Below are 25,818 nucleotides of genomic sequence, written 5' to 3' on the forward strand. Positions count from 1 at the left end.
CGCCTTCGGGCCGGCCTCGCGCCGGCCCGTCCGTTTTCCCGCGCGCCGCCCATGGCGCGCTTCGACAAGACCACCACACATGTTCAAGCAACTGTGGGCCACCAAGCATCCGCATGCCGCCCATGAAGACGCCAACGGCCTGAGCCTGCGTCGCCACCTTGGCCCCTGGGGGCTGACCGCCCTTGGCATCGGCGCGGTGATCGGCGGCGGCATCTTCGTCATCACCGGCCAGGCCGCCGCCAACCACGCCGGCCCGGCGATCATGCTGTCCTTCGTGCTGGCCGCCATCTGCTGCGCCTTCTGCGCGCTGGCCTACGCCGAATTCGCCTCGATGGTGCCGGTCTCCGGCAGCGCCTACACCTACACCTACGCCACCTTCGGCGAGCTCTCGGCCTGGTTCATCGGCTGGATGCTGGTGCTCGAGTACGGCGTCTCCGCCTCGGCGGTCGCGGTCAGCTGGACCGGTTATTTCCTCAGCCTGCTCAGCCAGTTCGGCATCCATCTACCGGCGGCGCTGGTCAGCGCCCCACTCGATGCACAGCTGCGCCCCACCGGCGCGATCGCCAACCTGCCGGCCGCTGCGCTGGTACTGCTGCTGACCTGGCTGTGCTACGTCGGCATCAGCAAGTCCTCGGCGATGAACATGGCGATGGTCGTGCTCAAGACCGGCCTGATCCTGCTGGTCATCGTGGTCGGCTGGAAGTACGTGGACACCAGCAACTGGACGCCGTTCATTCCCGCCAACGAAGGGCCTGGCAAGTACGGCATGGAAGGCGTGCTGCGTGGCGCGGCGATGGTGTTCTTCGCCTACATCGGTTTCGAAGCGGTGTCGGTGGCGGCGCAGGAATCGAAGAATCCGCAGCGTGACATGCCGTTCGGCATGATGCTGTCGCTGGTGATCTGCACCGTGCTCTACATCGCGATGGCCGCGGTGATGACCGGCCTGGTGCCGTTCCAGCTGCTCGGCACCGACGAGCCGGTGGTGACTGCCGTGGCCGCGCATCCGCAGCTGGGCTGGCTGCGCTGGGTGGTCGAGGTCGGCGCGCTGGTCGGCCTGTCCTCGGTGGTGCTGGTGATGATCATCGGCCAGCCACGCATCTTCATGATCATGGGTCGCGACGGCCTGCTGCCGCCGGTGTTCACCAGGATCCACCCGAAGTACCGCACTCCGCACATCAACACCGTGATCACCGGCATCGGCATCGCGCTGCTGGCGGCGCTGTTCCCGCTGGACATCCTGGGCGAGCTGACCTCGATGGGCACGCTGATCGCGTTCGCCGCAGTCTGCGCCGGCGTGCTGATCCTGCGCCGTACCCAGCCGGACCTGCCGCGCCCGTTCCGCATGCCGATGGCGTGGCTGATCTGCAGCCTGGGCGTGTTGAGCTGCCTGGCGCTGCTGTCGGCGATGACGATGCACAACTGGATGCTGATGGGGGTGTGGACGTTCGTCGGTTTCGTGATCTATTTCTGCTACGGGTTCCGGCACAGCCGCCTGCGCGCGAAATGAAGGGATTGCAGGGCCTGCGGCCCTGCACCCGCCGGAGCCGGAGCAACTTCCAGAGCAACAGCTGGGTTGAGGGTTTGGCGGGGAGGCATGGGTTAGCGGGGGACGCCGTGAATCCATCCCTGGAGGCTTGGCCGCGGCATCCATGCCGCGGACACCCCCGCGAACCCATGCCTCCCCGCCCCTGACACTTTCCCGGCACGTCCGGTAGATCCACGCCATGCGTGGATGATGGTCATTCCCAGCGACCAGGGCGCCCGACGATGATCATCTGCGGCCAAACCAGATGGTCTTCTGTATCCAGCCTGCGCCGCCCATGCAGCCCATGAAGTGCTCGTGATTCTCCTTGGCGTTGACGTCCACGGTGTAGCGCTCGGTCTTTGGCATCAGCATCTTCTTGTATTTGCCATCCACGTCGCATGTCTCGCCTTCCTTGCAGACCGTCAGTACCTCGATCTCCTCGGTGCGCTCGACAACGTCCATCTTCTCCGGCCACTTCTCGTTGGCCTCTGCCCTGCAGCGCCACCGCGACTCTTCCAGCGGATCAGCATGATCACTGAAGCGGGCCCATTCGGTCGCACAACCTCTGGTCAACAGCGCAAGCCCCGCAGCCACGGCCAGTCGCATACACGTAGCCATCTCCATCATTCTTCTCGATTTCCGGTCGCTGCACGCGCTCGTACTTTCGATCCACGTCGTACGTGTTCTTGTCCTGCTCCCTGCTCGTCTCCAGCCTCGACGCCTGAACGGTTCGCATAGCCAGGTCATTCTCCGCTGGCCACTGTTGCCTCGAGTCTGTTGAGCAGCAACCGGTCGAGCCGCTGTCGTCCGCCGCGCCGGCTCCGCCTAGCGGCGATTGAACCAGATGAGCTGCTGCTGCCAGCCGGCACCGGCCATACAGGCATTGAACTCGCTGCTGCGGTCGGACGCGTTGACGTCCACGATGTAACTCTCCTCTTTCGGCATGGGTACCATGTTGTACTTGCCGTCAATGGCGCAGACTTCATCAAGCCTGCAGGGCACCTTGCGGTCTTCGTAGACAGTGCGCGTGGCCACTTCATTCCTGACCGGCCAGTGATCGTCGGCCTGCGCCCTGCAACTCGAATGGGCGGGGCCGAATGACCGCGCACCCGCATCCATCTTCACCCATTCCATCGTGCAGCCACTGCTGGCAAGCATGATGCCAATCACCCCCATCATCCCCATCGCGCGCGCGATCATCGAAGTACTCCTTTTCTTGGCGCTCGCCGGAACTTCTGCGGCAATCCGATGATGTTTCGCGGCAAGAGGGCTGTCCACGACCGGAATCGCTTCCAGCGGGAGCGCTGCCCTCCCCATTCAGCCAGCGCTGTGCTTGCCTCGATCCAACCCCTGCGCGCCGCCTGCCAGCACACCGCTTCGCGTTGCCCACGCAACAGGCAGGCGGTCGCCGCGCGGGCCCAGCATCGGGCCGGATCACGTAAAATGCCGTCCATGGACACCACCACCTTCCCCTACGACACCGCCCGCCTGGGCGAACTGGCCCAGCTGCTGATCGACAACGTCCGCGAACTGGCCCAGGCCGGCTGGACCCCGGCCACCAGCAGCAACTTCTCCCACCGCCTGGACGACCGCCACGCCGCGATCACCGTCTCGGGCAAGGACAAGGGCCGCCTGATCGAGGACGACATCATGGTGGTGGACTTCGATGGCAAGGCCGTCGGCCGCCCGCTGCGCCCCTCCGCCGAAACCCTGCTGCACACCCAGCTGTACCGCCGCTTCCCGGAAATCGGCTGCGTACTGCACACCCATTCGCCGGTGCAGACCATTGCCTCGCGCCTGTACGCGCCGCAGGGTCATGTGCAACTGGAAGGCTACGAACTGCTGAAGGCCTTCGCCGGCAACAGCACCCACGAGATGGCCATCGACGTGCCGGTATTCGCCAACACCCAGGACATGAACGTGCTTTCGAAGCAGGTCGATGATCTGCTCGACCGCCAGAACCTGTGGGGCTACCTGATCGACGGCCACGGCCTGTACGCCTGGGGCCGCGACATGGCCGAAGCGCGCCGTCATCTGGAAGCCTTCGAATTCCTGTTCCACTGCGAACTGGAACTGCGCAAGCTGCGCGGCTGAACCCGCGCGCAGGTGCAGATGCCGATCCGGAATCTGCAGCTCGCCCCACCCTGATACCCTGTCTTCCCCCCGAGACGTTCAAGCTGCCGCCATGAGCCGACTGCGCATCTACGACGACACCCGCCCCGAATCGCCGCTGCTGGACACCCAGGACGGCGCGGTCATCGCTGCCGAACTGCAGAAGATCGGCGTCACCTTCGAGCGCTGGCAGGCCACCGCGCCGGTCGCGCCGGGCGCCAGCCAGGAGGAAGTGTTCGCTGCCTACCGTGCGGACATCGACCGCCTGGTCGCCGAGCGCGGCTTCAAGAGCGTGGACGTCGCCTCGATCGCCCCGGACAACCCGAACCGCGCCGAGCTGCGGAAGAAGTTCCTCGACGAGCACTTCCACAAGGAAGACGAGGTGCGCTTCTTCGTCGCAGGCTCCGGCCTGTTCACCCTGCACGTGGGTGACAAGGTCTATGAGATCGAATGCGTGAAGGACGACCTGATCGCCGTGCCCGATGGCACCACCCACTGGTTCGACATGGGCGATGAACCGAGCTTCGTGGCGATCCGCTTCTTCACCGAGCCGGACGGCTGGGTGGGTCATTTCACCGGCACCGACATCGCGCAGAAGTTCCCCCGTTACGTACCTACCCAGGCGTCCTGATCCATGCAGCCCCGCGTCATCCTGACCGACATCGAAGGCACCACCAGCAGCATCTCGTTCGTCAAGAACGTGCTGTTCCCCTATGCCCGCCAGGCCTTGCCGGCGTTCGTTGCCGAACATGGCCAGCAGCCGGAGGTCCGCCGCTGGCTGGACGCGGTGGCTACCGAGATCGGCGGCGCCTGCCAGGACAGCCTGGTGGCCGAGACGCTGCAGGGCTGGGTCGACCAGGACCGCAAGCACACCGCGCTGAAGGCGCTGCAGGGCCTGATCTGGGATGAAGGCTACCGCCGCGGCGACTACACCGCGCACTTCTACCCGGAAGTGGCGCCGGTGCTGAAGGGCTGGCATGCCGCCGGCCTGCCGCTGTACGTGTACTCCTCCGGCTCGGTGCCGGCGCAGAAGCTGTTCTTCGGTTTCAGCGATGCCGGTGACCTCAGCCCGCTGGTGTCGGGCTGGTTCGATACCGAGATCGGCGGCAAGCGCGAGGCCGACAGCTACCACCGCATCGTGCAGGCGATCGGCGTGCCGGCCGGCGAGATCCTGTTCCTGTCGGATGTGGTGGAGGAATTGGACGCCGCCCGCGAAGCCGGCCTGCAGACCCGCCTGATCGATCGCCTGGATGATTACCCGATGCCGCGCATCGGCCAGGCCGCCAACGGCCACGAGCGGGTCGAGAACTTCCAGCAGATCCAGCTGTAAGCAAAATGGTAGAGGCCAACCTTGGTTGGCAAGCTCCTGGTGTGCCAACCAAGGTTGGCACCTACCAAAGCGGGATATCCCTCAACGCTCGTTGAGGGTCTTCACCCTCAGCGCCTCGCGCAGGGTAACCAGATCCACCGGGCCACGCACCGCGATATCGCGGGTTTCACCCGGCAGCAGATCCAGCAGGTTTTCTTCGACCTGCACGTCCAGCGCACCGAAGTCGATCCACGTCGCGCGCACGTAAGCCGCGCTTTCCAGCCGCAGTCGATAGTGGTCACCTTCGATGGACAACGTGGCCTTGAGCTTCTGCCGCGGCAACATCTGGTCCTTGGCTTCGACGAATCCGACCACCTGCCGCGCGCTCACCGCCCCGTTCTGCAGCAGCTCGAACACGGCCACCGTGCGCTTCGGGTCGGCACCGGACAACAATTCGGCATCGCGGAAATCACCGATCGAGGTCACACCCGACGCCGCCAGCGTCACCGCATCCTCGCGACGGCGCAGCACCTTCCCTTCCACGTCCATCACCCGCAGCCGCCAACGTGCATCCAGCGCCGCACCGTCATTGATCAGGCGTACCCGCGTGCTGCCCTCATCGCGCAGCGCGGCTACCGTGACCGGCGCGAAGAAGCGCCGCGCGGCGAAGTGCAGCGCCTTCCAGCGGCCGAAGTAATCCACGCTGGACCACGAGGCGCCTGGCCAGACATCGTTGAGCTGCCAGTACAGCGAACCCATCGTGTATGGCCGGGAGGCGCGATGATGCAGCGCCGCCAGTGCGATGCCATCGGCCTGCATGACCTGGCTGAGGTAGACGAAGTCCTCGAAGTCCTTCGGCGTGCCATAGCCCTGTTCGATGTAGTGCAGCAGGCGGCTGTTGCCCTCGCCGGCCATGAATTTCTGGTGCGCGCGGATCACCGGGCTGTCGATGCGCTGCTCGGCGCGGGTGGCGATCTGGTCCACCGTCGCCACCGACGGCCACGCCTGCAGCCCGTACTCGGACATGAAGCGCGGCGTCTCACGCAGGTAGGCCTGCACCGGCAGCGCCGGATTGCCCCAGACCTGCCAGTAGTGCTTGTCGCCGCGGGTCGAATCGTTGGCCTTCTCGTCCAGATCGTTGCTGGGCGAACTGGACCAGTACGGTACGCCCAGTCCTTCCTCGCCCACCACCTGGCGCAGGTCGTTGCCGAACAGGTCGACATAGCCCTGCCAGACCTTCGCCGCAAATGCCGGGTCGGCCGCCTTCAGGTCGCGGCCGTGACCCCAGTCCTTCCAGGCGGTTTCTTCCTCGTTGTTGCCACACCACAGCACGATGCTGGGGTGATGGCGCAGCCGGCGCACGTTGTCGCGCGCCTCGGCCACCACGCTGGCACGGAAGGCCGGATCGTAGCCCGGCTGCATGCCGCCGCCGAACATGAAGTCCTGCCAGACCAGCAGGCCCAGCTCATCGGCGATGTCGAAGAACGCGTCGTCCTCGTAGTAGCCACCGCCCCAGTTGCGCAGCATGTTCATGTTGGCGTCGCGCGCGGCGGTCAGCACCTGGCGCAGGCGTGCTGCGTCGACGCGTGCGGGGAAGGCATCGAACGGAATGACGTTGGCGCCCTTGGCGAAGATCTGCACGCCGTTGATGACGAAGGCGAAGCCCTGCCCGCCCTTGCCGTCCTCTTCGCGGCGCAGTTCGACCGTGCGCAGGCCGATGCGCTGCTCGCGCACCAGCGTTGCGTCGGCACCGCCATTCAGGCGCGCCTGCACGGTATAGCGATCCTGCGCACCATGGCCGACCGGCCACCACCGCTTCGGTTCCGCCAGTTCAATCGGTAGTTCAACACTGTTCTGCCCGGGCTTCAGCAGTACGGTGCGCTGCTGCTGGGCCACGCTGCGACCCTGCGGATCGAGGACTTCCACATTGACGACCGCAGAACCGGTGGCGCTGCCCTGCTCCACCTGCAGCAGCACCGCCAGCTTCGCCTGCTCCGCGCTCAATGCATCGGTGCGCACGGCAAGACTGGTCAGGCGGTGCGTATCCCAGGCCTGCAGGTCGACCCCGCGCCAGACCCCGGCGGTGACATAACGCGGGCCCCAGTCCCAGCCGAAGTGGTAGGCCGGCTTGCGCGCGAAGTTGCCGACCATCGCGTCCTTCGGCTCATCGCCATACGGCGACGGGTAGTTGCCAGCGATCTTGTGTGGCATTGCCTCCACGCCCGGCAACAGGGTGCGGATTGGCGAACGGAACACGATCTGCAGTTCATTGCCCCTGGCGCGCAGATGCCCTTCCACGCGCGCGCGCCAGGTCCGGTGCGCGTTGTCCGCGCGCAGCAGCGGCTTGCCGTTGAGGCTGACTTCGGCATAAGTGTCCAGCCCGTCGAAGCGCAGTTCGGCATTGGGCTTGGCCAGCATCGCCGCGTCCACGTCGAAGCGCGCGCGGTACTCCCAGGCCGCCAGGCCGATCCATTGCAGCTCCGCTTCGGGCGCACCCACGTACGGGTCGCGGATCAGCGCATGCGCCAGCAGGTCGGTGTGCACGCTGCCCGGCACCGTCGCCGTACGCCATTGCTGCAGGCCTGGATGAGCTGCGCCCTGCGCGTCGCCGGGCAGCATGCGGAACTCCCACTGTGCCTGCAGAGGCGCTGCAGTTGCCGGGAAGGCCGACGTTGCGACCAGCAGCAGGAGCAGACGGACAACGAGGGAAAGACGATGCACGCGGAGCTCCTGTTCTTCCGCCGGGCGTGGCCCGGCGCTACTGATTCCGATTCATCATGCGTATGGCGACACGCGCCTCAACGCACCACGTTCAACACTTCGTAGCACGCGCCCATGGTGTGGTAATCCACCTTGCCGGCCGGGCTCTTCTCGTCGCTGTACTTGCGGTTGTCGGCATCGAGGATGCGGAACCAGGCGCCGAACTGATGGTCGACGAAGTGCTCCCACGCGTACGCCCAGATGCGCTCGTACCACTGCCAGTAGCGGTCATCACCGGTGCGCTTGGCCATCAGCGCGGCGGTCGCCAGCGTCTCCGCCTGCACCCAGAAGTACTTGTCGTCGTCGCAGACGAAGCTGTCGCCGCCGATCGGCGCGCCATCCATGCCCGGCTGCCGGCGCGATTCCGGTGCGAAGCCGTAGTACAGGCCGCCTCGCGCTTCGTCCCAGCTGCGCGCCACGGCCATGTCGAACAGGTGCTGCGCGGTCGGCACCAGCCAGTCGGCCTGCACGTGGCGATCGAGGATCAGCAGCAGCTTGGCCCACTCGGTCTGGTGCCCCGGCTGGAAGCCCCACGGGCGGAACAGGTGCTTGGGGTCGTCCAGGTTGTAGTCCCAGTCGATCTCCCAGTTCTCATCGTAGTGCTCCCAGACCAGCCCGCCGGCCTTGGCCGCCTGGCGGCGGGTCATGTTGTCGGCCAGCTGCAGCGCGCGCTCCACATAGCGCTGCTCGCCACTGGCCTCGAACGCGGCCAGCATCGCCTCGCACATGTGCATGTTGGCGTTCTGTCCACGGTAGCCGGTGAAGTTCCACTGGCCGTCCGCTTCATCCCTGTAGAGCCCGTGCTGCGGTTCCCAGAAGCGCGCTTCCAGCAGCTGCCAGGTCTCGTCCATCCACGCGCGGGCCTGTTCGATGCCTGCCTTCAGCGCACAGCTGTAGGCCAGCAGCACGAAGGCTACGCCGTAGCAGTGGTTCATGTCGTCCTCGACCTTGCCATCACGCAGGGTCCAGGCATAGCCGCCGGTGGCGGGGTTGCGGTGCACCTCGCGCAGGTAGCGCACGCCGTGCTCGACCGCGTCGCGGTACTCGGCATTGCCGAACTCGCGGTAGGCCATCGCGTAGTTGAAGACGAAACGGGTGCTGCTCACCAGGTGGCGATGGCTGGCATCGTAGATGCTGCCGTCATCACGGAAGTAGTGGAAGAAGCCACCGTTGGGATCGATGCAGCGCGGGTGGTAGAACGCCATGGTATCGGCGATGTGCGCGCGCAGGAACGCGGGCGAACGGAAATCGGGCGAGGTGCTCATGCAGTAATGTCCTGTGCCTGCAGCAGCTGCTGCACTTCATCGAGCGAGGGCATCGCGGCAAACGCGCCCTTGCGGGTAACAGCCAGCGCGCCGACCGCTGCGCCAAAGCGCAGCGTGGCGGTGATCGCCTCGGGGTCCTGGCAGAAGGCGGTAAAACCGGCACCGGCCCCGCCGCGCTCCAGCAGGCCGACCAGCACGCCACCGACGAAGGCATCACCGGCCGCGGTGGTGTCGACCGTGGCCACGCGGAAGCTGGTGACGGTGCCGTGGTTGTCGCGGGTGTACCAGTGCAGCGTCGCTGCACCATCGGTGACGATCACCCAGCGCGCCCGCGCGGCCAGCAGGCGCCGCAGCACCGCCGCCTCGCCATCGGCGCCCAGCGGCGCGGCCAGGTAGTCCAGCTCTTCGCGCGACAGCTTGACCAGGTCGGCGCGTTCCAGCGCCTGCCACAGGCGCGGCGTCGGGTCCTCGTTCGCCGGCCACAGGGCAGGACGCAGGTTGAGGTCCAGGCTGACCACCGCACCGGCACCGCGGGCACGGTCCATGCCGGCGAAGGTCGCCTCGGCGATGGCCGGCTCGGTCAGGCTGTTGGAACAGACGTGGAAGCACTGCGCGCTGTCGAGGCACGCCGCCTGGAAGTCGCTGTCACGGAACAGCAGGTCAGCCGCCGGCGGGCGGTAGAAGCTGAAGCTGCGCTCGCCATTGGCATCCAGGGCCACGAAGGCCAGTGCGGTCTTGGCCGCGTCGGTGCGCACGATGTAATCGGTACCCACGCCGTGCTCGACCAGGCTGTCGGCCAGGAAGTCGCCGAACATGTCGCGGCCCAGCATGCCGACGAACTGGGTCTTCGCACCCAGCCGCGCAGCCGCCACCGCGACGTTGGCCGGCGCCCCACCGGCGTACTGCAGGAACGCACGCGGGGTGTCGGCCGAGGCCGGCGGCTGTGCTAGTAGATCGATCAAAATTTCGCCGAAGCAAACGATGGCACCCATTCCGGACTCAGCCTCCCTGCGTTGCGGAGGCCGGCGTACGCGCGCCGACCAGTCCGTAGAAAATGATGTAGCCGTAGCACAGCAGCGGCAGGATGAAGCTGGCCTGCACGCCGATGTGGTCGGCCAGCACGCCCTGCAGGTACGGCACCACGGCACCGCCGACGATGGCCATGATCAGCAGGCTGGACCCCTTGTTGGTCAGCGGGCCGAGGCGCTCGATGCTCAGCGCGAAGATGGTCGGGAACATGATCGAGTTGAACAGGCCGATGGCCACCACCGAGTACAGCGCGACGTTGCCGGAGCTCAGCATGGTGGTGACCAGCAGCGCCACGTTGACCAGCGCGAAGATCGCCAGCAGACGGCTGGGCGAGAAGCGCGCCAGCAGCGCCGAACCGGCGAAGCGGCCAATCATCGCCATCGTCCAGTAGGCCGACACGTAATGCGTGGCCTGCTGCTCGCTGAAGCCACCGATGTTCGGCATCGACAGGTAGTTGACCAGGAAGCTGCCAATCGACACTTCGGCGCCGACGTAGAAGAAGATGCCCAGCACGCCCAGCAGCAGGTGGCGCTTGCGCAGCGCATCCAGGTAGCTGTGGTGGTGGCCCTGGTCGGCCTGCTCGGTGGCGTCGCTCAGCGCCGGCAGGCGGAACAGGAATACGAACAGCGCCAGCAGCACCAGCGCCACCGCCAGGCCCACGTACGGACCCTGCACAGCCTGCGCCTCGGCGGCACGGTAGGCCAGCTGCTCGGCGGCCGGCAGCGCCGCGATGTCGTCAGCGCTCTTGACCGTGTTGGACAGGATCAGCATGCCGCCGAAGATCGGGGCGATTGCCGTGCCCAGCGAGTTCAGCGCCTGCGCCAGGGTCAGGCGGCTGGAGCTGGTCTGCTCCGGGCCCAGCAGCGCGACGTAGGGGTTGGCGGCCACCTGCAGCACGGTAATGCCGGTGGCCAGCACGAACAGTGCGCCGAGGAAGGCGCCATAGACGCGCAGTTCGGCCGCCGGCCAGAAGCCCAGCGCGCCGATGCCGGCGATCACCAGGCCGGCGACGATGCCCTTCTTGTAGCCCAGCGCCGCCACCAGCCGCCCCGCCGGCAGCGACATCAGGAAATAGGTGCCGAAGAAGGTGAACTGCACCAGCATCGCCTTGGCGTAGTTCAGCTCGAACACCGCCTTCAGGTGCGGGATAAGGATGTCATTGAGGCAGGTCAGGAAGCCCCACATGAAGAAGATCGTGGTGACGACAGCCAACGCCTTGCCGTTGGTGACGGCGGGTGCGTTGCCCGAGGAACCCGATGGACGGGGCGTTGCGGAGATCGGCATGCGGTACGCGCCTCGATGCGCGGAAGGTCGTTGTTGCGTGGAAGGGGTATGCGGAAGGAATCAATTCGGTCGCGCAGCACTGCTTTCGCGGATGCGCAGCTGCACCGGCGCGATCGTGCGCCGTGGCGGCGCATCCGGTTCGTCCAGCCGTTGCAGCAGCAGCGCGGCCGCTTGCCGGCCACGCTCGCGCGGGTCGGCAGTGAGCGTGGTCAACGGTGGCACCGCCACCGCAGCCTCGGAAATGTCGTCGAAACCAGTAACGGCAAAGTCGCCACCGGGACGGATGCCACGCGAGTTCAAGCCCAGCATCAGGCCCAGCGCGACGGTGTCGTTGTAGCAGACCGCCGCACTCGGACGATGGCCATCGGCAAACAGTTCATCGGTGCGCGCTGCTGCTTCCAGGCGGTTCGGCGCCGACTCGATCATCCAACCCGGCGGCAGCGACAGCCCGGCCTCGGCCAGCGCCTGCTGGAAACCGGCGCGGCGCTGGTGGCAGGAACTGGATGCGGCGTGGCCGCCGAAGAAGGCGATCTGGCGATGGCCGCGCTCGATCAGGTGGCGCGTGGCCAGATAGGCGCCGTGCTGGTTGTCCAGGGTCAGGAAGTCCCAGTCAGCCCCGGCCAGTTCACGGTTGAACAGCAGCACGTTGGCATTGGCGCCCAGCGCCTGCCGCAACTGCGCGGTGTCGCTGCCCTCGGCCGGCGACAGGATCAGGCCGGCCGGGGTGTGCTCCATCAGCGTGGACAGCACGGCCTGCTGGCGCTCCGGCGATTCCCCGGTGCTGCCCAGCAACGTCACGTAACCGCGCCCGCCCAGTGCCTCGTCCACGCCGGACGCGAATTCGGCGAAGAACGGGTTGGACAGGTCGTTGATCACCAGCGCGATGCTCGACGAGGTGCGCCGGCGCAGGTTGGCCGCCGCGCGGTTGTAGACATAGCGCTGGCGGCGCAGCTCGGCCTCGACCTTGGCGCGGGTATCGACATTGACCAGCGGGCTGCCGCGCAGCACCAGCGACACGGTTGCCCGTGACACGCCGATCGCACGCGCGATGTCGGTCACCGTCACCGCCTTGCCGGCGCGCTTGCTGGGACTGCTGCCGTTGTCGTTCATCGTCTTCCCGGACTCCGCTGGAGGCTCAAGCCTAATGGATCAGGGCCGTGTCGTGCCGTGCCGTTCGCTGGGTCACCGCGAACGGCACAGTCCGGCTCAGCGCAGCTGGCTGCCCGGTGCCGCGCACCAGGATACCGGCAGGTCCTTCACCGCCGTGCCCCAGCCCTGCTCCGGCACCTTCGCATCCAGCGCAAAGCGCACGCGCGGGCCCTGCTGCAGGCGGTTCCAGTCCAGCCACACCGGTGCATGCGCCTGGCCATCGACCTGCACGCCCTGCACATACTGCAGGCGGCGGCCATCGGCGCCCGGCGCGTCGATGCGCAGGGTGCGGCCATTGCCCATGTCCACTTCCACCTTGCTGAAGCGCGGGGTGTGCAGCAGGAACTGGCCGCTGCCCGGCACCGCCGGGTACACGCCGATGGCACTGAACAGGTACCAGGCCGACATCGTGCCGAGGTCATCGTTGCCGGTCACGCCGTTGGGGGCATTGGTGAACAGCTGCTGCGCCGCACGCACCACGGCCGCGGTCTTCCACGGCTGGCCGATCAGCGTGTACAGCCACGGCGAGTGCAGGTCCGGCTCGTTGTTCGGGTTGTAGCGGAACTGGTTGTAGTAGCTGTACGGCCCGACCACCCACGCCTTGCGGGCGGCATTGAGCGGATCGGCCTGCAGCGCGTCCATCGCGAAGAACGCATCGAGGCGGCGGCCCGCCTGCTCGCGGCCGTCCATCGCTTCGACCAGGCCCGGCACGTCCTGCTGCGCCAGCCACTGGTACTGCCACGCCGTGCCCTCGTGGAAACCGTGGTGCGAACGCGGGCTGTAATGGCCGTCGGACGGGGTGTACCACTGGCCGTCCTCGGTACGCGGGCGCGGGAACCCGGTGAAGCCGGTCTCGGCGTCGCGCACCTGCGGGTCCCACACCTTGCGCCAGTTGCGGCCGCGCTCGCGCAGCGTCGCCGCATCCTGGGCATGGCCCAGGCCGTCGGCCATCTGCGAGAGCGCGCAGTCGGCCAGCGCGTACTCCAGCGTGGCCGAACCACCGTGGTGCGGATCGACGTCCATGCCCTTGGACGGGAATGCACGGTCATAGGCCACGTAGCCCTTGTCCAGGTAAGTCGGGTTGCCGGAGCGGCCGGCCATGCGCGAGTTCAGCGGCGGCGTGCCGAAGGCATTGCGGCGCAGCGCATCCCACGCCTGCGATTCACGGCCCTTGAGTGCACCGAAGCGCCACAGGTCGACCATGAACGGGGTGACCGGATCGCCGGTCATGATGTTGGTTTCGAAGTTGGCATAGCCCCAGCGCGGCAGCCAACCGCCCTGCTCATCGATCGCCAGCAGGGTACGGCCGATGTCACGCGCCACGTCCGGGCGGGTAAGTGCCAGCCACTGGTTCTGCGCGCGGTAGGTATCCCACAGCGAGAAGTACTCGTAATAGGTCCAGCCATCGGCACGGTGGATGCCATCGTCATAGCCGCGGTAGCGGCCATCGGCATCGTTGCCGGTCATCGGCTGCAGCAGCGCGTGGTAGACCGCGCTGTAGAACACGGTGCGGTCATCGGCGGTGCCGCCCTGCACGCGTACACGGCCCAGCTGCTCACGCCAGTCCTGCTGCGACAGCGCGCGCATGCGGTCGAAACCGAGCAGCGACCCACCCTGCATGCCCTCGGCACGCAGGTTGGTGCGCGCGCCTTCGGCATCCACGTGCGAGATCGCGCTGACCGCCGTCACCGACTGGCCCTTGGCCAGGTCGAAGCTGAGCCAGGCACCGTTCGGCTTCTGCTCGCCTTCCATGCTGTGGCGCGCGCCCGGCAGGCCGCCGCCCTCACCCCAGGTGCCATGCGCCTTGAACGGACGGTCGAACTCGATGCGGAACCAGGTGGTGTACTGATGGCCGCCGCAGAAACTCTTGGTGACCAGCTTGCCCTCGACCACGCGGTCGCCGACCACATCGACCACGCTGCCGATCACCGAATGGCGCTCGTTGGCCTGGCCGACATTGACCAGCACGTGGCCATCGCCACTGCGCTGGCTGAAGGTGTAGCGCTCGGCCGCAGCACGGGTACGCGCGGTCGCCTCGGCATCGATGCCGCCGTAGCTGGTCAGCCGCACCTTATAGTAGCCGGCCTGGCCGACCTCGCCATCGTGGGTGTAGGACGCGGCGTAGGCCTTGTGGTCGAACTGCCTGGCGTTGCCGGTATCGAAATCGCCGCCCGGACCGATCGAGCCCGTGACCGGCAGCACCGACACCTGGCCGCCCTGTTCCCAGCAGCCGGCACCGGAGATGAAGGAGTGGCCGAAGCCACGGATCTTCTCGTCGTCATAGCGCCAACCCGAATAGTGGCTGCCGATCGGGCTGACCTGGATCAGGCCGAACGGCGCCGACGCGCCCGGGAACGTATTGCCGTCGTCCTTGCTGCCGATGAAGGTATTGACCTCGCGCTCCAGCGCTGCCGGCGCGGCCTGCAGCAGCATCGGCGCCGCCGACAGCGCAATCAGGCAGGCCAGGCGCACCAGCGGGCGCGAGGATGATGGGACGGCGGGAGCGGACGGCACTGGACGCATGTCGGGTTCCTGTAGTCGATGACGCAGAGACAGACGGCCCGGGCCTTCCGGCACCGTTCCGCTGAGCTCTGCCTGGACCGGCAGAAGGCTCCCCCTGGAATGACGCCCGACCCACGTGACCGTGGATTTAGATCGATTCAAGTAGAGCATGCAGGTTCAGCCGAATGCATTCTGCGGCGCAGCATGAGGGGGTTCGGCAGGGCTGCGCCCTGCACCCGCGGTAGTGCCGGCCGCTGGCCGGCAACCTCAGAAGCAACAGCCGAAGCAACAGCAAAAGCCGGCGATCCGTGGAATGGCGGGGTGGGTCCGGTTGCGAGGGACGCCGTAGACCCATCCTTGGGGGCTTGCCCGCGGCATCCATGCCGCGGACACCCCCGCAACCGGACCCACCCCGCCTTCGACAGATTTCCGCGATCTGTGGATGGATCCACGCCATGCGTGGATGAATCTCTGTCAGACAACGAAATCGATTGGGGTCAGATCCGTTTTCCTTTGGAAAACGGATCTGACCCCAGGACCCCATGTCGTTCCAGGATCAGTCCAACCGTCACCGGGAAACTGTCAAAGGTGGGGCGGTGTGGGCTGGCAGGACCGTTGGCGCCATGGATGGCGCCATCGAGCCCCCATGGAAGGGTTTACGGCCTGTCCTGCCAGTCCACACCGCACCGCCAAACCCAGACAACCCAGAGCCGCTTTGGCTTTGGCTCTTGCCGGCCAGCGGCCGGCACTACCCGCAGGTGCAGGGCGCAGCCCTGCCGCCCCCCTCCCTGCGCACGAAAACGATTTCACTGATTTCAGCAAACCGTCATCCCTACGCCACGCCAGTACCATATTGCGGAGCAGCATGCGCCCAAGGACGACCCATGCTAAAAATCGCCCGCCCATCGCTTAGATCGATCCAAGACGACGCTGCGATGGCCGGGAGTTGGGGGAGCAGCAACAGGACGTACACCAGGCCACGCGTGCGGTGCTACTGCCACTGCATGGCGACAGCGACAAATTCACTTCAAATTAGATCGATTCAAGTTGTCCGTGCCACGTCACCGGATCAATCCAGGAGAGAGGGAGAGATGGGAATGAAGCATTCAACACGTACGCACGGCCAGGACGCATTGTCGCTGGCCATCGCGCTGGCCCTGGCTGCCGCCGTCATTCCGGCAGGCGCCGCCGCGCAGCAGGCCACGTCCACCGGCTCGCAGGACGCCACGACTCTGGACAGCGTCCAGGTCACCGGCTACCGCTACGCCATCGAAAAGAGCCTTGAGCAGAAGCGCGACGCCAACGCCGTTGTCGAAGTGATCACCGCCGAGGACGTCGGCAAGTTCCCCGACAAGAACGTGGCCGACGCACTGCAGCGCGTGCCCGGCGTGGTCATCACCCGCAGCGGTGGTGAAGGCAAGAGTGTCAGCGTGCGCGGCCTTGCGCCGGACCTGACGCTGACCCAGTTGAATGGCAACTACGTGGCCACGTCGGAAACCAACGACGAAGCCACCCGTTCGTTCAACTACACCCTGCTTCCGTCGAACATGCTGTCCAGCGCCGAGCTGTTCAAGTCCCCGGAAGCCCGCATCGACGAAGGCGGCATCGGCGGCACGGTCATCCTGCACACGCGCCGTCCGCTGGACATGGAGTCCAACTCGGGCTTCGTCACGCTCGAGGGCACCTCCTCCGATACCCACCACGATATCGACCCGCAGGCCTCGGCCCTGTATTCGTGGCACAGCAAGGATGAGCGCTTCGGCGTGCTGGTCGGCGTGACCCAGCAGAAGCGCACCACCCGCACCATGGAGGCCAGCACCGAGGACTACCAGTGGTACGGCGCCGGCAAGGCACGCGACGCCTATGGCAACGTGCAGCAGCAGGATGGCATCCACTACTGGTGGGGCAAGTCCGGTTTCAACAACCAGACCGGCGGCAACTACAGCGACTTCTTCATGCCGACCTCGGTGAACTTCGCGGTGAAGGAAGAAAAGCGCGAGCGCAAGGGCGGCCAGCTGACCTTCCAGTTCAAGCCGGTCGACAACGTCACGATGACCGCCAACTACTTCCGCTTCGAGCTGCAGGGTGACTACACCCAGAACATGCTGAAGATTCCGGAATGGAGCATGGCGCGCTACAACCAGGACGGCAACTGGGCCGGAGGCCGCCTTCTCAATGGCCTGGACTTCGATGCCAGCGGCAACACCGTCACGGGTGCCCAATTCGAAAAGCTGGCTGGAAAGACCTACTACTGCAGCGAAGACCAGGCCAAGGCCGCCGGCCTCAAGCCCGGCGGCTGGGGCCCGGACGACTGCACGATTCCGACACCGCAGCTGACCGGTGGCTACAGCAAGGAAAAGGCGCTGTCGCAGACCGCCGACCTGACCATCGACTGGGACATCAGCCCGCTGTGGAAGGCCTCGTTCACCGGTGGCCGCACCTGGTCCGAAGGTGGTCCGTCGATGAACTTCCGCATGTCGGCCAAGCCGCGCCGCAAGGTCGGCAACGACTACCTGTCCGGTAACCAGTACAGCGCATGGGACCTGACCGGCACGCCGTCTGCCACCTTCTCGCCCGACCTGCAGCAGCAATTGATGAACGGCATCGCCGAAGTCGACACCGGCTCGACCGATTCGTCGTGGAAGCGCACCGAGGTCAAGCAGAACTACTTCCAGGCCGACGTGACCAAGCTGTTCGAGTCCGGTTGGCTGGATTCGATCCAGTTCGGTGCCAAATACCGTGATGGCAAGGTCCACCGCAACACCGGCAACACCTACTGGGTATGCCCGGGCCGTGACCCGGCCGACTATGACAACAGCCGCTACCAGAGTGGCTGCGATCCGACTGCCGGCGATGCGCAGCCCGGCTTCTTCCTGTCGAACCCGATCAGCAACATTGCCGGTGGCTTCAATGCCAACGTGTTCCCGGGCATCAACTACCCGGCGTACATCGACTATCTGAACAAGACCTACGGTGGTTCGCACAACCGTACCGAGGAAGACTTCGTCTACAACGTCAACGAGAAGATCTACTCCGGCTACTTCCAGGCCAACTTCCGCACCGAGCGCCTGCGCGGCAATGTCGGCGTGCGTGTGGTGCGCACCAAGCAGTTCGCGCAGTCTTCCGACTCGATCGAGAAGTTCAACGACTACTTCCTGGACAACGCGTCCGGCGCGCCGATGGCGTGCACCGACCCCGCCGCTGCGGCCTACCCGACCTACAGCTGCGAGAGCGGCTTCGTGCGCCTGCCGCACGACCTGGCGCAGAGCAAGACCTACAGCCTGATCGGCGTGGACCGCACCTACACCGACGTGCTGCCGAGTTTCAACATTGCATGGGACATCACCGACACGCTGGTGCTGCGTGGTGCCGCATCAAAGGTGATCGCCCGCCCTGGCTACACCGACATCGCAGCACCGGGCGCACTGAGCTACTACAGCGAGGAGTACGTCAATGATCGCCGCGTTGCCGGTGGCGCATCGACCGCAGGCTGGGTCGGCCAGGGCAGCAACAAGCAGCTGGAGCCGTTCAAGGCCACCCAGTTCGACCTGGGCCTGGAGTGGTACTTCCAGCCGGGCGCGGTCGCCGGCGCCAGCCTGTTCCGCAAGAACGTGGACAACTTCACCCTGCCGGTGGTGCGCGACACGCCCATGGTCATCAACGGTGAAGCGGTGAACGTGCAGCGCTACGAGACCCAGGCCAATGGCCGCGATGGTGTATCGCAGGGCGTCGAGCTGTATGGCCAGTACACCTTCGATTTCGGCTTCGGCGTGCAGGCCAACTACACCTACAACGACACCAACCTGGCTTCCATTGTTCTGGACGGGCAGGAAATCGGCTCCTCGCCGCTGGTCGGCAGCGCCAAGAACCAGGCCAACGTGACGGTCTTCTACGAGAACGAGAAATTCCTCGCGCGCGCCTCGTTCAACCGTCGCGGCCAGGTGGTCGGTGGGCTCAACAATGGCCTCACCGTCTACACCGAGCCGTATGACCAGCTGGACCTGAACGTGGCCTACAACCTGACCCCGGACTGGACCCTGACCGCCTCGGTGATCAATGCCACCAAGTCGGAGCAGCGCGTGCACCTGGGAAGCGACACCAAGGCACGCCTGATCTCCAATACCTATGCAGGCCGCCAGCTGTACTTCGGCGCTACCTGGAAGTTCTAAGGCAACACCGGGTTGCCCGGGCGCGCCCCGGTGCAACCCATGCCCTGCCCTGGCGGGGACGTTCCTCCACGGCAGCCGCGCTGGTACAGGTGGCTGCCGTTTTTTTTGTCCGCGCCTTGTTCGTCGTTCAGCCCGACGCTTGACCCTGCCATCGTTGGAAGGTGCACACTGGTCCCATCCCAAGAGCAGCGAAGGAGCTACAGATGGAATTCCATGTCGACGGCATGACCTGCGGCGGCTGTGCGCGCAGCGTGACCCGTGCGATCCAGCAGATCGATCCGAACGCCAGCGTGGTGGCCGATCCGCCGACCGGGCTGGTCAAGGTGCAGACCACCGCGTCGCAGGAACAGGTGTTCGCCGCGGTGAACGATGCCGGCTTCCCGCCGCGTACTGCCTGATCCCCTGCCCCCGTCTCACACAGAAAAGCCCGCCCGGTGCTGCTGCACCCGGCAGGCTTTTTCATGCATGCGATATCGAGTCAATGCTTGTGCGTACGCCGCCGCACCGCACCGGTCTTCGCGGTATCGACCGGCACCGGCGTCTGATCATCCTCACCCAGCCGCTGCAGGATCGGGCACTCCGGGCGCTCGTCGCCCGCACAACAACTGATCAGCGATTTCAGCGTGTCGGCCATCTGCCGCATGTGCTCGATGCGCTGTTCCAGGTCGGCAATGTGCTGTTCGGCCAGGTGCTTGACGTCGGCGCTGTGCCGCGAGGTGTCGTTCCACAGGCCCAGCAGGTCGCCGATCTCGGCCACCTGGAAGCCGAGGTCGCGCGCGCGGCGGATGAAGCGCAGGCGGTGGATATCCGCCTGCGAATACGCCCGGTAGCCCGACTCGGTTCTATCAGCGGCGGGAATCAGGCCGATCTGTTCGTAGTAGCGGATCATCTTCGCCGACACGCTGGAGGCCTTGGCGGCTTCACCGATGTTCATGGCATCCCCCTCACTGAGTGACGGCGGGGGCGTCCGCCATCGGCGGCTGGAAGCGGCGCAGGCGCAGCGCGTTGCCAAGCACGAACACGCTGGACAGTGCCATCGCACCGGCCGCGAACACCGGCGACAGCAGCACGCCCCAGACCGGATACAGCACGCCGGCCGCCACCGGAATCAATGCGGTGTTGTAAGCGAAGGCCCAGAACAGGTTCTGGCGGATGTTGCCCAGCGTTGCCTTCGATAGTGCAATGGCATTCGGCACGCCCTGCAGGTTGCCCGACATCAGCACCACATCGGCCGACTCGACCGCGATATCGGTGCCGGTGCCGATGGCCAGGCCGACATCGGCCTCGGCCAGCGCCGGCGCATCGTTGATGCCGTCGCCGACGAAGGCGACATGGCCATGTGTGGCCTTCAAGCGGCGCACCGCCTCGACCTTGCCTTCCGGCAGCACCTCGGCCACCACTTCGTCGATGCCGAGCTGGCGCGCGATCGCCTGCGCGGTACCAGCGTTGTCACCGGTGATCATCGCCACCTTAAGGCCGAGCTGATGCAGTGCCGCGATTGCGGCCGGCGTGCTCGGCTTGATCGGATCGGATACCGCGATGATTGCGGCCAGGCGGCCGTCGATGGCGGCATACAGCGGCGACTTGCCCTGGGTGCCCAGCTCTGCCGCCAGCGTCGCAAACAAAGTGATGTCCACGCCCAGGTCGCGCATGAAGCGATCGGCACCGACCTCCACGCGTGCACCCTCGACACTGGCCCGCACGCCCATGCCGGTGACCGATTCGAAGTCGACCATGCCCGGCAACGCGATGCCCTGGCCGGTCGCGGCATCAACAATCGCGCGGGCGATGGGATGCTCCGAGCGCGACTCCGTTGCGGCAACTGCCGCCAGCACCGTGTTGTGATCGAAGCCGGCAGCAATCTCCAGATCGGTCAGGCGCGGGCGCCCTTCGGTCAGCGTGCCGGTCTTGTCCACCGCCACCACCTGTGCATCCTTCAACAACTGGAGCGCTTCACCCTTGCGGAACAGCACACCCATCTCGGCGCCACGGCCGGTCCCGACCATGATCGAGGTCGGCGTCGCCAACCCCATCGCGCACGGGCAGGCAATGATCAGCACCGCCACCGCATTGACCAGCGCGAAGCTCAGCGCTGGCGAGGGCCCGAAGATCAGCCAGACTGCGAAGGTCGCCAGCGCGGCCAGCATCACCGCCGGCACGAACCACAGGGTGACCTTGTCGACCACCGCCTGGATCGGCAGCTTCGAGCCCTGCGCCTGTTCGACCATGCGGATGATCTGCGCCAGCATGGTCTGCGCGCCCACCGCCGTGGCACGTACCGTCAGTGCGCCCTTCTGGTTGACCGTACCGCCCACCACGCTGCTGCCCGGCTGCTTCTCGACCGGGATCGGCTCGCCGCTGATCATCGACTCGTCGATGTAGCTGCGGCCCTCGACCACTTCGCCGTCGACCGGCACGCGCTCGCCCGGGCGCACTTCCACCACGTCGCCGCTCAGCACTTCATTGACCGGGACATCCACCGTCCGGCCGTCACGGACCACGTGGGCAACCTTCGCCTGCAGATTGACCAGTCGCTTGATCGCCTCGGAGGTGCGGCCCTTGGCCCGGGCCTCAAGGAAGCGGCCGAGCAGGATCAGCGCAACGATCACCGCCGCTGCTTCGTAGTAGACGTTCACCGTGCCCGCCGGCAACAGCGTCGGCAGGAACGTCGCCACCACCGAGTAGCCAAACGCTGCGGCAGTGCCCACCGCCACCAGCGAATTCATGTCCGGCGCCAGCCGCAGCAGCGCGGGGATGCCCTTCTGGTAGAAGCGGCGGCCCGGGATGGCGAGCACCAGCGCGGTCAGCACGAACTGCAGGTACCAGCTGGCCTGCATGCCGATGGTGGACATCACCCATTCGTGCATGCCGGGGATCAGGTGCGACCCCATCTCCAGCACGAACACCGGCAGCGCCAGCGCGGACGCCACGATCAGGTCGCGCTTCAGTTCGGCGCGCTCGGCATCCTTCTTTTCCGCGGCCTCGTCATCGGACTGCACGCCGGCTTCAATCACGCGTGCGTCATAGCCGGCCTTGTCGATCGCGGCGACCAGCGCTGCAACTTCCGCCACGCCACGCACCGTGGCGCGCTCCGTGGCCAGGTTCACGCTGGCCTGGCTGACGCCGGGCACGGCCAACAGCGCACGTTCGACTCGGCCCACGCAGGACGCACAGGTCATGCCCTCGACCGACAGCTCGGTGGTGGCAGCGGGCACGTCGTAGCCCACCCGCTCCACCGCCTGGATCAACGCGGCCCGATCGACCGGACCGGACGGGCGGATATCCGCGCGCTCGGTGGCCAGATTGACCGAAACACTGCCCACACCTTCGACCCTGGACAGCGCCGCCTCGACCCGGCCGACACAGCTGGCACAGGTCATGCCCTCGATGGGCAGGCTGATGGTGGCAGGGCTTGCGGGGGCTGCAGCGGCGCGGGGCGTGCTCATGATCGGATTCCCGGGGCTCCTTCTGGATGCGGACAGGCTAAACCTTGCCATCGTGGGAAGGTCAAATCCAGCCTGTCCGCATTTCCTGAATGGGCACCCGGGTGTCCATATCCACGCATGGCGTGGACCTACCGGCGGAGGCAGGTCACCTCAGAAGGTGAACACATACTCCAACGCGAACTCGCGGCCGACCGCGCCCAGCAGGCGGGTCGGAGCGAAGTCGTAATCCAGCTTGTACGGGTCCTTGTGGTTCCAGCTGGCGGCGTTGAAGGCGTTGTTGACGTACACGTTTACCTTCGCGTGTTCGGTCACCTGGTAGCCCACGTTGAAGTTCCAGGTGATGAACGGCCCCACTCGACCGTAGTAGCGCGCCGTCTGCTGCCCGGCGTTGGGGTTCGGGTTCACCGAACCATCCGGCAGCCGTGCCGGCTCCAGGCAGTTCAGCGACGGGCTGTCACTGGGCACGTAGCCATCGGCGAACGGCAGGCAGCCACCAGGGTTGTCCAGGCGGTCGGTACCCCAGTGGTAGCGCACGCCCGGCACCGAACCGATGCGGTCGGCATAGACGTTGGCGTTCCAGTTGCCGCGCTGCCAGGCCAGGCTCGCGCGCAGCTTGCTGCGCAGGTCGCGATCGCGGCGTTCCGGATTCGGGTCGGCGGCGTAGCGTTGCTCCTTGGTCGAGATCTGGTTGGTGTAGTTCACGCCCAGCTGGAAGCTGCCCCACCGCGCGGTTTCCAGGCGATAGCGCGCGGTCAGGTCGATGCCGCGCACCTCGCGGCTGGCCAGGTTGAACGGGCCGCGCTCGATCGATACCAGGCGACCGTTGCTGTCACGGTTCACGCGGGCCAGGATGCCGGCGCAGTACTCGCCACCGGCCGGGTTGGCCCATGGCGTACCGTCCATGTTCTTGCCGGTCAGGCAGCCGGCCTCGCTGGCCAGCACCTCATCGGCGCCGACGTCGACGATCATGTCTTCCAGCTTGATCGCCCAGTAGTCGGCACTGACCGACAGGTTCGGCAGCACGTCCCAGACGAAGCCGACCGTCCACGAATCACCGGTCTCCGAGCGCAGCAGCGGCGTCCCACGCCGGTTCACGTCGAACGTGTACCAGACGTCGGTGTTGCCCACGCCACAGTTGTTGACCAGGTACGCGCCGCTCTGGATGCAGCGCAGGCGGTCATAGGTCTGCACTTCCGAACTGCTCGGCTGGCCCAGCAGGTAATGCATGTCCGGCGCATGGAAGCTGGTGGCGTATGAGCCACGCACCAGCAGCGATTCGACCGGGCGCCATTCCAGGCCGACGTTCCAGGTGGTTTCCTTCTGGCTGCCGATGTCCAGCGCTTCGCTGCTGTCATCGGCCTTGTAGTTGCCATAGCGGTCGTAGCGCGCGGCCGCAGTGGCGGTCACGCTGTCCAACAGCGGGATCTTGAACTCGACGCCGGCCGAGTAGCGGGTACGCTCACCGCCGCCGCGATCGACATTCTGCAGGTCGAAGTCGATGCCAGCGCGCGGGTCCGGACTGAGGTGATAGCCCTGCTGCGCGACTTCAGCCACCGCCGCAAACGAAATCGGGCCGGCCCAGCCCTGGAACAGCTCGCCGGTGATATCCGCCGACGCCTGGTTGACCCATGACGCCGCGCGGTTCTTCGCCACGGTCCCCATCTGCCAGTACTGGTCCGGCGTCAGCGGGTTCCACCAGCGCGATTCGTTCAACGCATAGATCGCCTCGCCATCGGCGGTGGTGCCCAGGCGCGGGCCAAGGAAGTAGTCATACGACTTCTGCTTGTCGACCACGTTCTGCCGTTCTTCCACGCGGTAATAGGAACGCCCCACCGTGGCACTCCAGTCAAAACGGTCGGCCAGACGCCCGCGCAGGCCCGCGCTCCAGTCCCAGGACAGTTCGCGGTTGGTGTTGCGCAGCGTATCCAGGCCCCCGACTTCGTTCGGGGTGAACTGGCGCACGCCCAGGATCGGCCGGTTGCGGTTGGCATCCCAGTAATAGCCGTTGTCATCGTCGATCAGCGACACGCCGGGCGGATTGGTGCCCCAGATCGCTTCGGAGCGATACACCGCCAGGTTGGTCCAGGCCTGCAGGTCATTGCTGAAATCGAAGGTGGCGTACAGGTTTCCGGACACGTTCTCGGCGCCGCCGGTAAGCAGCCAGTTGGCGTAGTCGGCGCTCATGCCGCACAGGCGGCCGGTGTTGGTGATGCGGTTGGCGGCGTAGTTGTAGACCAATCGATCGGCGGTGTAATACTCGCCGTCGAATTTTTCGCAGGTGCCGGTGGGCGGCGCCAGGCGCTGGCCCGTGGTCGGATCGATCAGCGCCAGACCGGCGGTGGGACGGAAGCCGACCTTGCGTTGTTCCATGTTCCAGGACGGGTACGGCGCATCGTCGGCATCGTCCATCTGCGGGCGATCACGCCCGAACAGCGGGTCGCGCTTGGTGTACTGCAGCGCGTAGGTCACGCTCCAGTTGTCGCCGGTCTTGCCACCGGCCCAGGACAGATCCCAGGTATCACGTCCGCCTTCGGTGGAAGTGCCGCCGCGCACGCGCACTTCGTCGCCGTCGTAGTTGGTTTTGAGGATGACGTTGACCACGCCGGCGATCGCATCCGAACCGTAGATGGCCGAGGCGCCACCGGTCAGCACTTCAATGCGCTCCACCGCCGCGGCCGGAATGTTGCCGTAGTTGGAGAAGTTGGTTTCGCCACCGTAGGGCAGCGGGTAATCCGCTACACGACGGCCATTGACCAGCAGCAGCGAGCGGTTCGGGCCCATCCCGCGCAGGTTCAGGCCGCTGGCATTGGGCGTATGCGAGCCCCATTGCGATGCGGCTTCAACGGTGCCTGTGGCCTCGGTGAGGGTCTTCAGCGCGTCGTACACGCTGACAAAGCCTTCCTTCTGGATCTGCGCGGCGGTGATCACGTTGACCGGCGCCGGGCCCTCGACGCTGGCGCGCTTGATGCGCGAGCCGGTGACGGTGACCGCGTCCAGATCCTTGGTGGACGAACTGGCAGCTTCCTGCGCGCTGGCTGCCAGCGGCAACAGGGCCAGGATCAGGGCCTGGGACAGCAGGTGGCGACGCTTGTGGACGATCTGAGCCATGGGTGGTTGCTCTTCGAAGATGTGGACGCACGGGCGGACGGTGGCGCGGCACTACGACGGATCCAGGCGCTTGGATCGGTTCACGACCGATATGGCACCTCCCCTGTGGATCGATCCAAACTAAAGCACAGCTGAACCACGCCCGGCATGCGGCAACGCA

At 66.2% G+C, this 25,818-nt stretch carries 17 protein-coding genes; 6 read left to right on the forward strand and 11 right to left on the reverse strand.

The window, feature by feature from the left end:
* The first annotated feature begins 79 nt into the window (after nucleotides 1-79).
* The gene (locus tag AC5QAB_RS18270; RefSeq protein ID WP_495233540.1) at nucleotides 80-1,507 is read left to right on the forward strand and encodes an amino acid permease; all 1,428 of its coding nucleotides are present in this window, start codon (nucleotides 80-82) and stop codon (nucleotides 1,505-1,507) included.
* Between the two features lie 264 nt (nucleotides 1,508-1,771).
* Here the strand turns inward: AC5QAB_RS18270 and AC5QAB_RS18275 are convergent, their stop codons facing one another.
* Nucleotides 1,772-2,131: a hypothetical protein gene (locus AC5QAB_RS18275; protein ID WP_495233541.1), complete on the reverse strand. Its 360-nt coding sequence runs from the start codon at nucleotides 2,129-2,131 to the stop codon at nucleotides 1,772-1,774.
* A gap of 219 nt (nucleotides 2,132-2,350) precedes the next feature.
* Nucleotides 2,351-2,725, reverse strand: coding sequence for a hypothetical protein (locus AC5QAB_RS18280; protein WP_005413186.1), 375 nt, complete (start codon nucleotides 2,723-2,725; stop codon nucleotides 2,351-2,353).
* Nucleotides 2,726-2,977: 252 nt separating this feature from the next.
* On the opposite strand from AC5QAB_RS18280, the gene AC5QAB_RS18285 reads away from it, so the two are divergent.
* From AC5QAB_RS18285 to mtnC, 3 genes are all read left to right on the forward strand, one after another.
* Entirely contained in the window at nucleotides 2,978-3,619 is a 642-nt protein-coding gene (locus AC5QAB_RS18285) for a methylthioribulose 1-phosphate dehydratase (protein ID WP_197561304.1), read from the forward strand.
* 91 nt (nucleotides 3,620-3,710) lie between these two features.
* Nucleotides 3,711-4,268 (forward strand): 1,2-dihydroxy-3-keto-5-methylthiopentene dioxygenase, encoded by a 558-nt coding sequence (locus tag AC5QAB_RS18290; RefSeq protein ID WP_005409451.1) that lies wholly within the window; start codon nucleotides 3,711-3,713, stop codon nucleotides 4,266-4,268.
* Nucleotides 4,269-4,271: 3 nt separating this feature from the next.
* On the forward strand, nucleotides 4,272-4,967 hold the full coding sequence (gene mtnC / locus AC5QAB_RS18295) for an acireductone synthase (RefSeq protein ID WP_197561291.1): 696 nt from the start codon (nucleotides 4,272-4,274) through the stop codon (nucleotides 4,965-4,967).
* 81 nt (nucleotides 4,968-5,048) lie between these two features.
* Here the strand turns inward: mtnC and AC5QAB_RS18300 are convergent, their stop codons facing one another.
* From AC5QAB_RS18300 to AC5QAB_RS18325, 6 genes are all read right to left on the reverse strand, one after another.
* Nucleotides 5,049-7,667 (reverse strand): beta-mannosidase, encoded by a 2,619-nt coding sequence (locus AC5QAB_RS18300; protein WP_495233542.1) that lies wholly within the window; start codon nucleotides 7,665-7,667, stop codon nucleotides 5,049-5,051.
* 77 nt (nucleotides 7,668-7,744) lie between these two features.
* On the reverse strand, nucleotides 7,745-8,971 hold the full coding sequence (locus AC5QAB_RS18305) for an AGE family epimerase/isomerase (protein ID WP_197561289.1): 1,227 nt from the start codon (nucleotides 8,969-8,971) through the stop codon (nucleotides 7,745-7,747).
* Nucleotides 8,968-9,963, reverse strand: coding sequence for a carbohydrate kinase family protein (locus AC5QAB_RS18310; RefSeq protein WP_069118411.1), 996 nt, complete (start codon nucleotides 9,961-9,963; stop codon nucleotides 8,968-8,970). Before AC5QAB_RS18310 ends, AC5QAB_RS18305 begins: the two co-directional genes overlap by 4 nt.
* A 7-nt stretch (nucleotides 9,964-9,970) precedes the next feature.
* Entirely contained in the window at nucleotides 9,971-11,284 is a 1,314-nt protein-coding gene (fucP, locus tag AC5QAB_RS18315; protein WP_032957977.1) for an L-fucose:H+ symporter permease, read from the reverse strand.
* 60 nt (nucleotides 11,285-11,344) lie between these two features.
* The gene (locus AC5QAB_RS18320; RefSeq protein WP_197561288.1) at nucleotides 11,345-12,394 is read right to left on the reverse strand and encodes a LacI family DNA-binding transcriptional regulator; all 1,050 of its coding nucleotides are present in this window, start codon (nucleotides 12,392-12,394) and stop codon (nucleotides 11,345-11,347) included.
* 96 nt (nucleotides 12,395-12,490) lie between these two features.
* Nucleotides 12,491-14,956: a GH92 family glycosyl hydrolase gene (locus tag AC5QAB_RS18325; protein ID WP_197562206.1), complete on the reverse strand. Its 2,466-nt coding sequence runs from the start codon at nucleotides 14,954-14,956 to the stop codon at nucleotides 12,491-12,493.
* Between the two features lie 1,070 nt (nucleotides 14,957-16,026).
* Here AC5QAB_RS18325 and AC5QAB_RS18330 point away from each other — a divergent pair.
* Both AC5QAB_RS18330 and AC5QAB_RS18335 read left to right on the forward strand, forming a co-directional pair.
* A complete protein-coding gene (locus tag AC5QAB_RS18330) occupies nucleotides 16,027-19,104 on the forward strand; it encodes a TonB-dependent receptor (RefSeq protein ID WP_197561912.1) in 3,078 nt (1,025 codons plus the stop codon).
* A gap of 203 nt (nucleotides 19,105-19,307) precedes the next feature.
* Nucleotides 19,308-19,502, forward strand: coding sequence for a heavy-metal-associated domain-containing protein (locus AC5QAB_RS18335; protein ID WP_008267227.1), 195 nt, complete (start codon nucleotides 19,308-19,310; stop codon nucleotides 19,500-19,502).
* Nucleotides 19,503-19,582: 80 nt separating this feature from the next.
* Here the strand turns inward: AC5QAB_RS18335 and cueR are convergent, their stop codons facing one another.
* The 3 genes from cueR to AC5QAB_RS18350 form a co-directional block, all read right to left on the reverse strand.
* On the reverse strand, nucleotides 19,583-20,038 hold the full coding sequence (gene cueR / locus AC5QAB_RS18340) for a Cu(I)-responsive transcriptional regulator (protein WP_142234655.1): 456 nt from the start codon (nucleotides 20,036-20,038) through the stop codon (nucleotides 19,583-19,585).
* A 10-nt stretch (nucleotides 20,039-20,048) separates the two neighbouring features.
* Nucleotides 20,049-22,550: a heavy metal translocating P-type ATPase gene (locus AC5QAB_RS18345; protein ID WP_495233543.1), complete on the reverse strand. Its 2,502-nt coding sequence runs from the start codon at nucleotides 22,548-22,550 to the stop codon at nucleotides 20,049-20,051.
* A gap of 150 nt (nucleotides 22,551-22,700) precedes the next feature.
* Nucleotides 22,701-25,658, reverse strand: coding sequence for a TonB-dependent receptor domain-containing protein (locus tag AC5QAB_RS18350; protein ID WP_197561914.1), 2,958 nt, complete (start codon nucleotides 25,656-25,658; stop codon nucleotides 22,701-22,703).
* Nucleotides 25,659-25,818: the final 160 nt, after the last annotated feature.

It is taken from the genome of Stenotrophomonas sp. YJH_SMC_127 (assembly GCF_059372445.1).

Excerpts from the sequence above, each read along its gene's own strand:
- fucP (WP_032957977.1), bottom strand. The coding sequence starts at position 11,284 with ATGCCGATCTCCGCAACGCCCCGTCCATCGGGTTCCTCGGGCAACGCA.
- AC5QAB_RS18275 (WP_495233541.1), bottom strand. The coding sequence starts at position 2,131 with ATGCGACTGGCCGTGGCTGCGGGGCTTGCGCTGTTGACCAGAGGTTGT.
- AC5QAB_RS18350 (WP_197561914.1), bottom strand. The coding sequence starts at position 25,658 with ATGGCTCAGATCGTCCACAAGCGTCGCCACCTGCTGTCCCAGGCCCTG.
- AC5QAB_RS18270 (WP_495233540.1), top strand. The coding sequence starts at position 80 with ATGTTCAAGCAACTGTGGGCCACCAAGCATCCGCATGCCGCCCATGAA.
- mtnC (WP_197561291.1), top strand. The coding sequence starts at position 4,272 with ATGCAGCCCCGCGTCATCCTGACCGACATCGAAGGCACCACCAGCAGC.
- AC5QAB_RS18325 (WP_197562206.1), bottom strand. The coding sequence starts at position 14,956 with ATGCGTCCAGTGCCGTCCGCTCCCGCCGTCCCATCATCCTCGCGCCCG.
- AC5QAB_RS18310 (WP_069118411.1), bottom strand. The coding sequence starts at position 9,963 with ATGGGTGCCATCGTTTGCTTCGGCGAAATTTTGATCGATCTACTAGCA.
- AC5QAB_RS18335 (WP_008267227.1), top strand. The coding sequence starts at position 19,308 with ATGGAATTCCATGTCGACGGCATGACCTGCGGCGGCTGTGCGCGCAGC.
- cueR (WP_142234655.1), bottom strand. The coding sequence starts at position 20,038 with ATGAACATCGGTGAAGCCGCCAAGGCCTCCAGCGTGTCGGCGAAGATG.
- AC5QAB_RS18320 (WP_197561288.1), bottom strand. The coding sequence starts at position 12,394 with ATGAACGACAACGGCAGCAGTCCCAGCAAGCGCGCCGGCAAGGCGGTG.
- AC5QAB_RS18330 (WP_197561912.1), top strand. The coding sequence starts at position 16,027 with ATGGGAATGAAGCATTCAACACGTACGCACGGCCAGGACGCATTGTCG.
- AC5QAB_RS18305 (WP_197561289.1), bottom strand. The coding sequence starts at position 8,971 with ATGAGCACCTCGCCCGATTTCCGTTCGCCCGCGTTCCTGCGCGCGCAC.
- AC5QAB_RS18285 (WP_197561304.1), top strand. The coding sequence starts at position 2,978 with ATGGACACCACCACCTTCCCCTACGACACCGCCCGCCTGGGCGAACTG.
- AC5QAB_RS18290 (WP_005409451.1), top strand. The coding sequence starts at position 3,711 with ATGAGCCGACTGCGCATCTACGACGACACCCGCCCCGAATCGCCGCTG.
- AC5QAB_RS18280 (WP_005413186.1), bottom strand. The coding sequence starts at position 2,725 with ATGATCGCGCGCGCGATGGGGATGATGGGGGTGATTGGCATCATGCTT.
- AC5QAB_RS18345 (WP_495233543.1), bottom strand. The coding sequence starts at position 22,550 with ATGAGCACGCCCCGCGCCGCTGCAGCCCCCGCAAGCCCTGCCACCATC.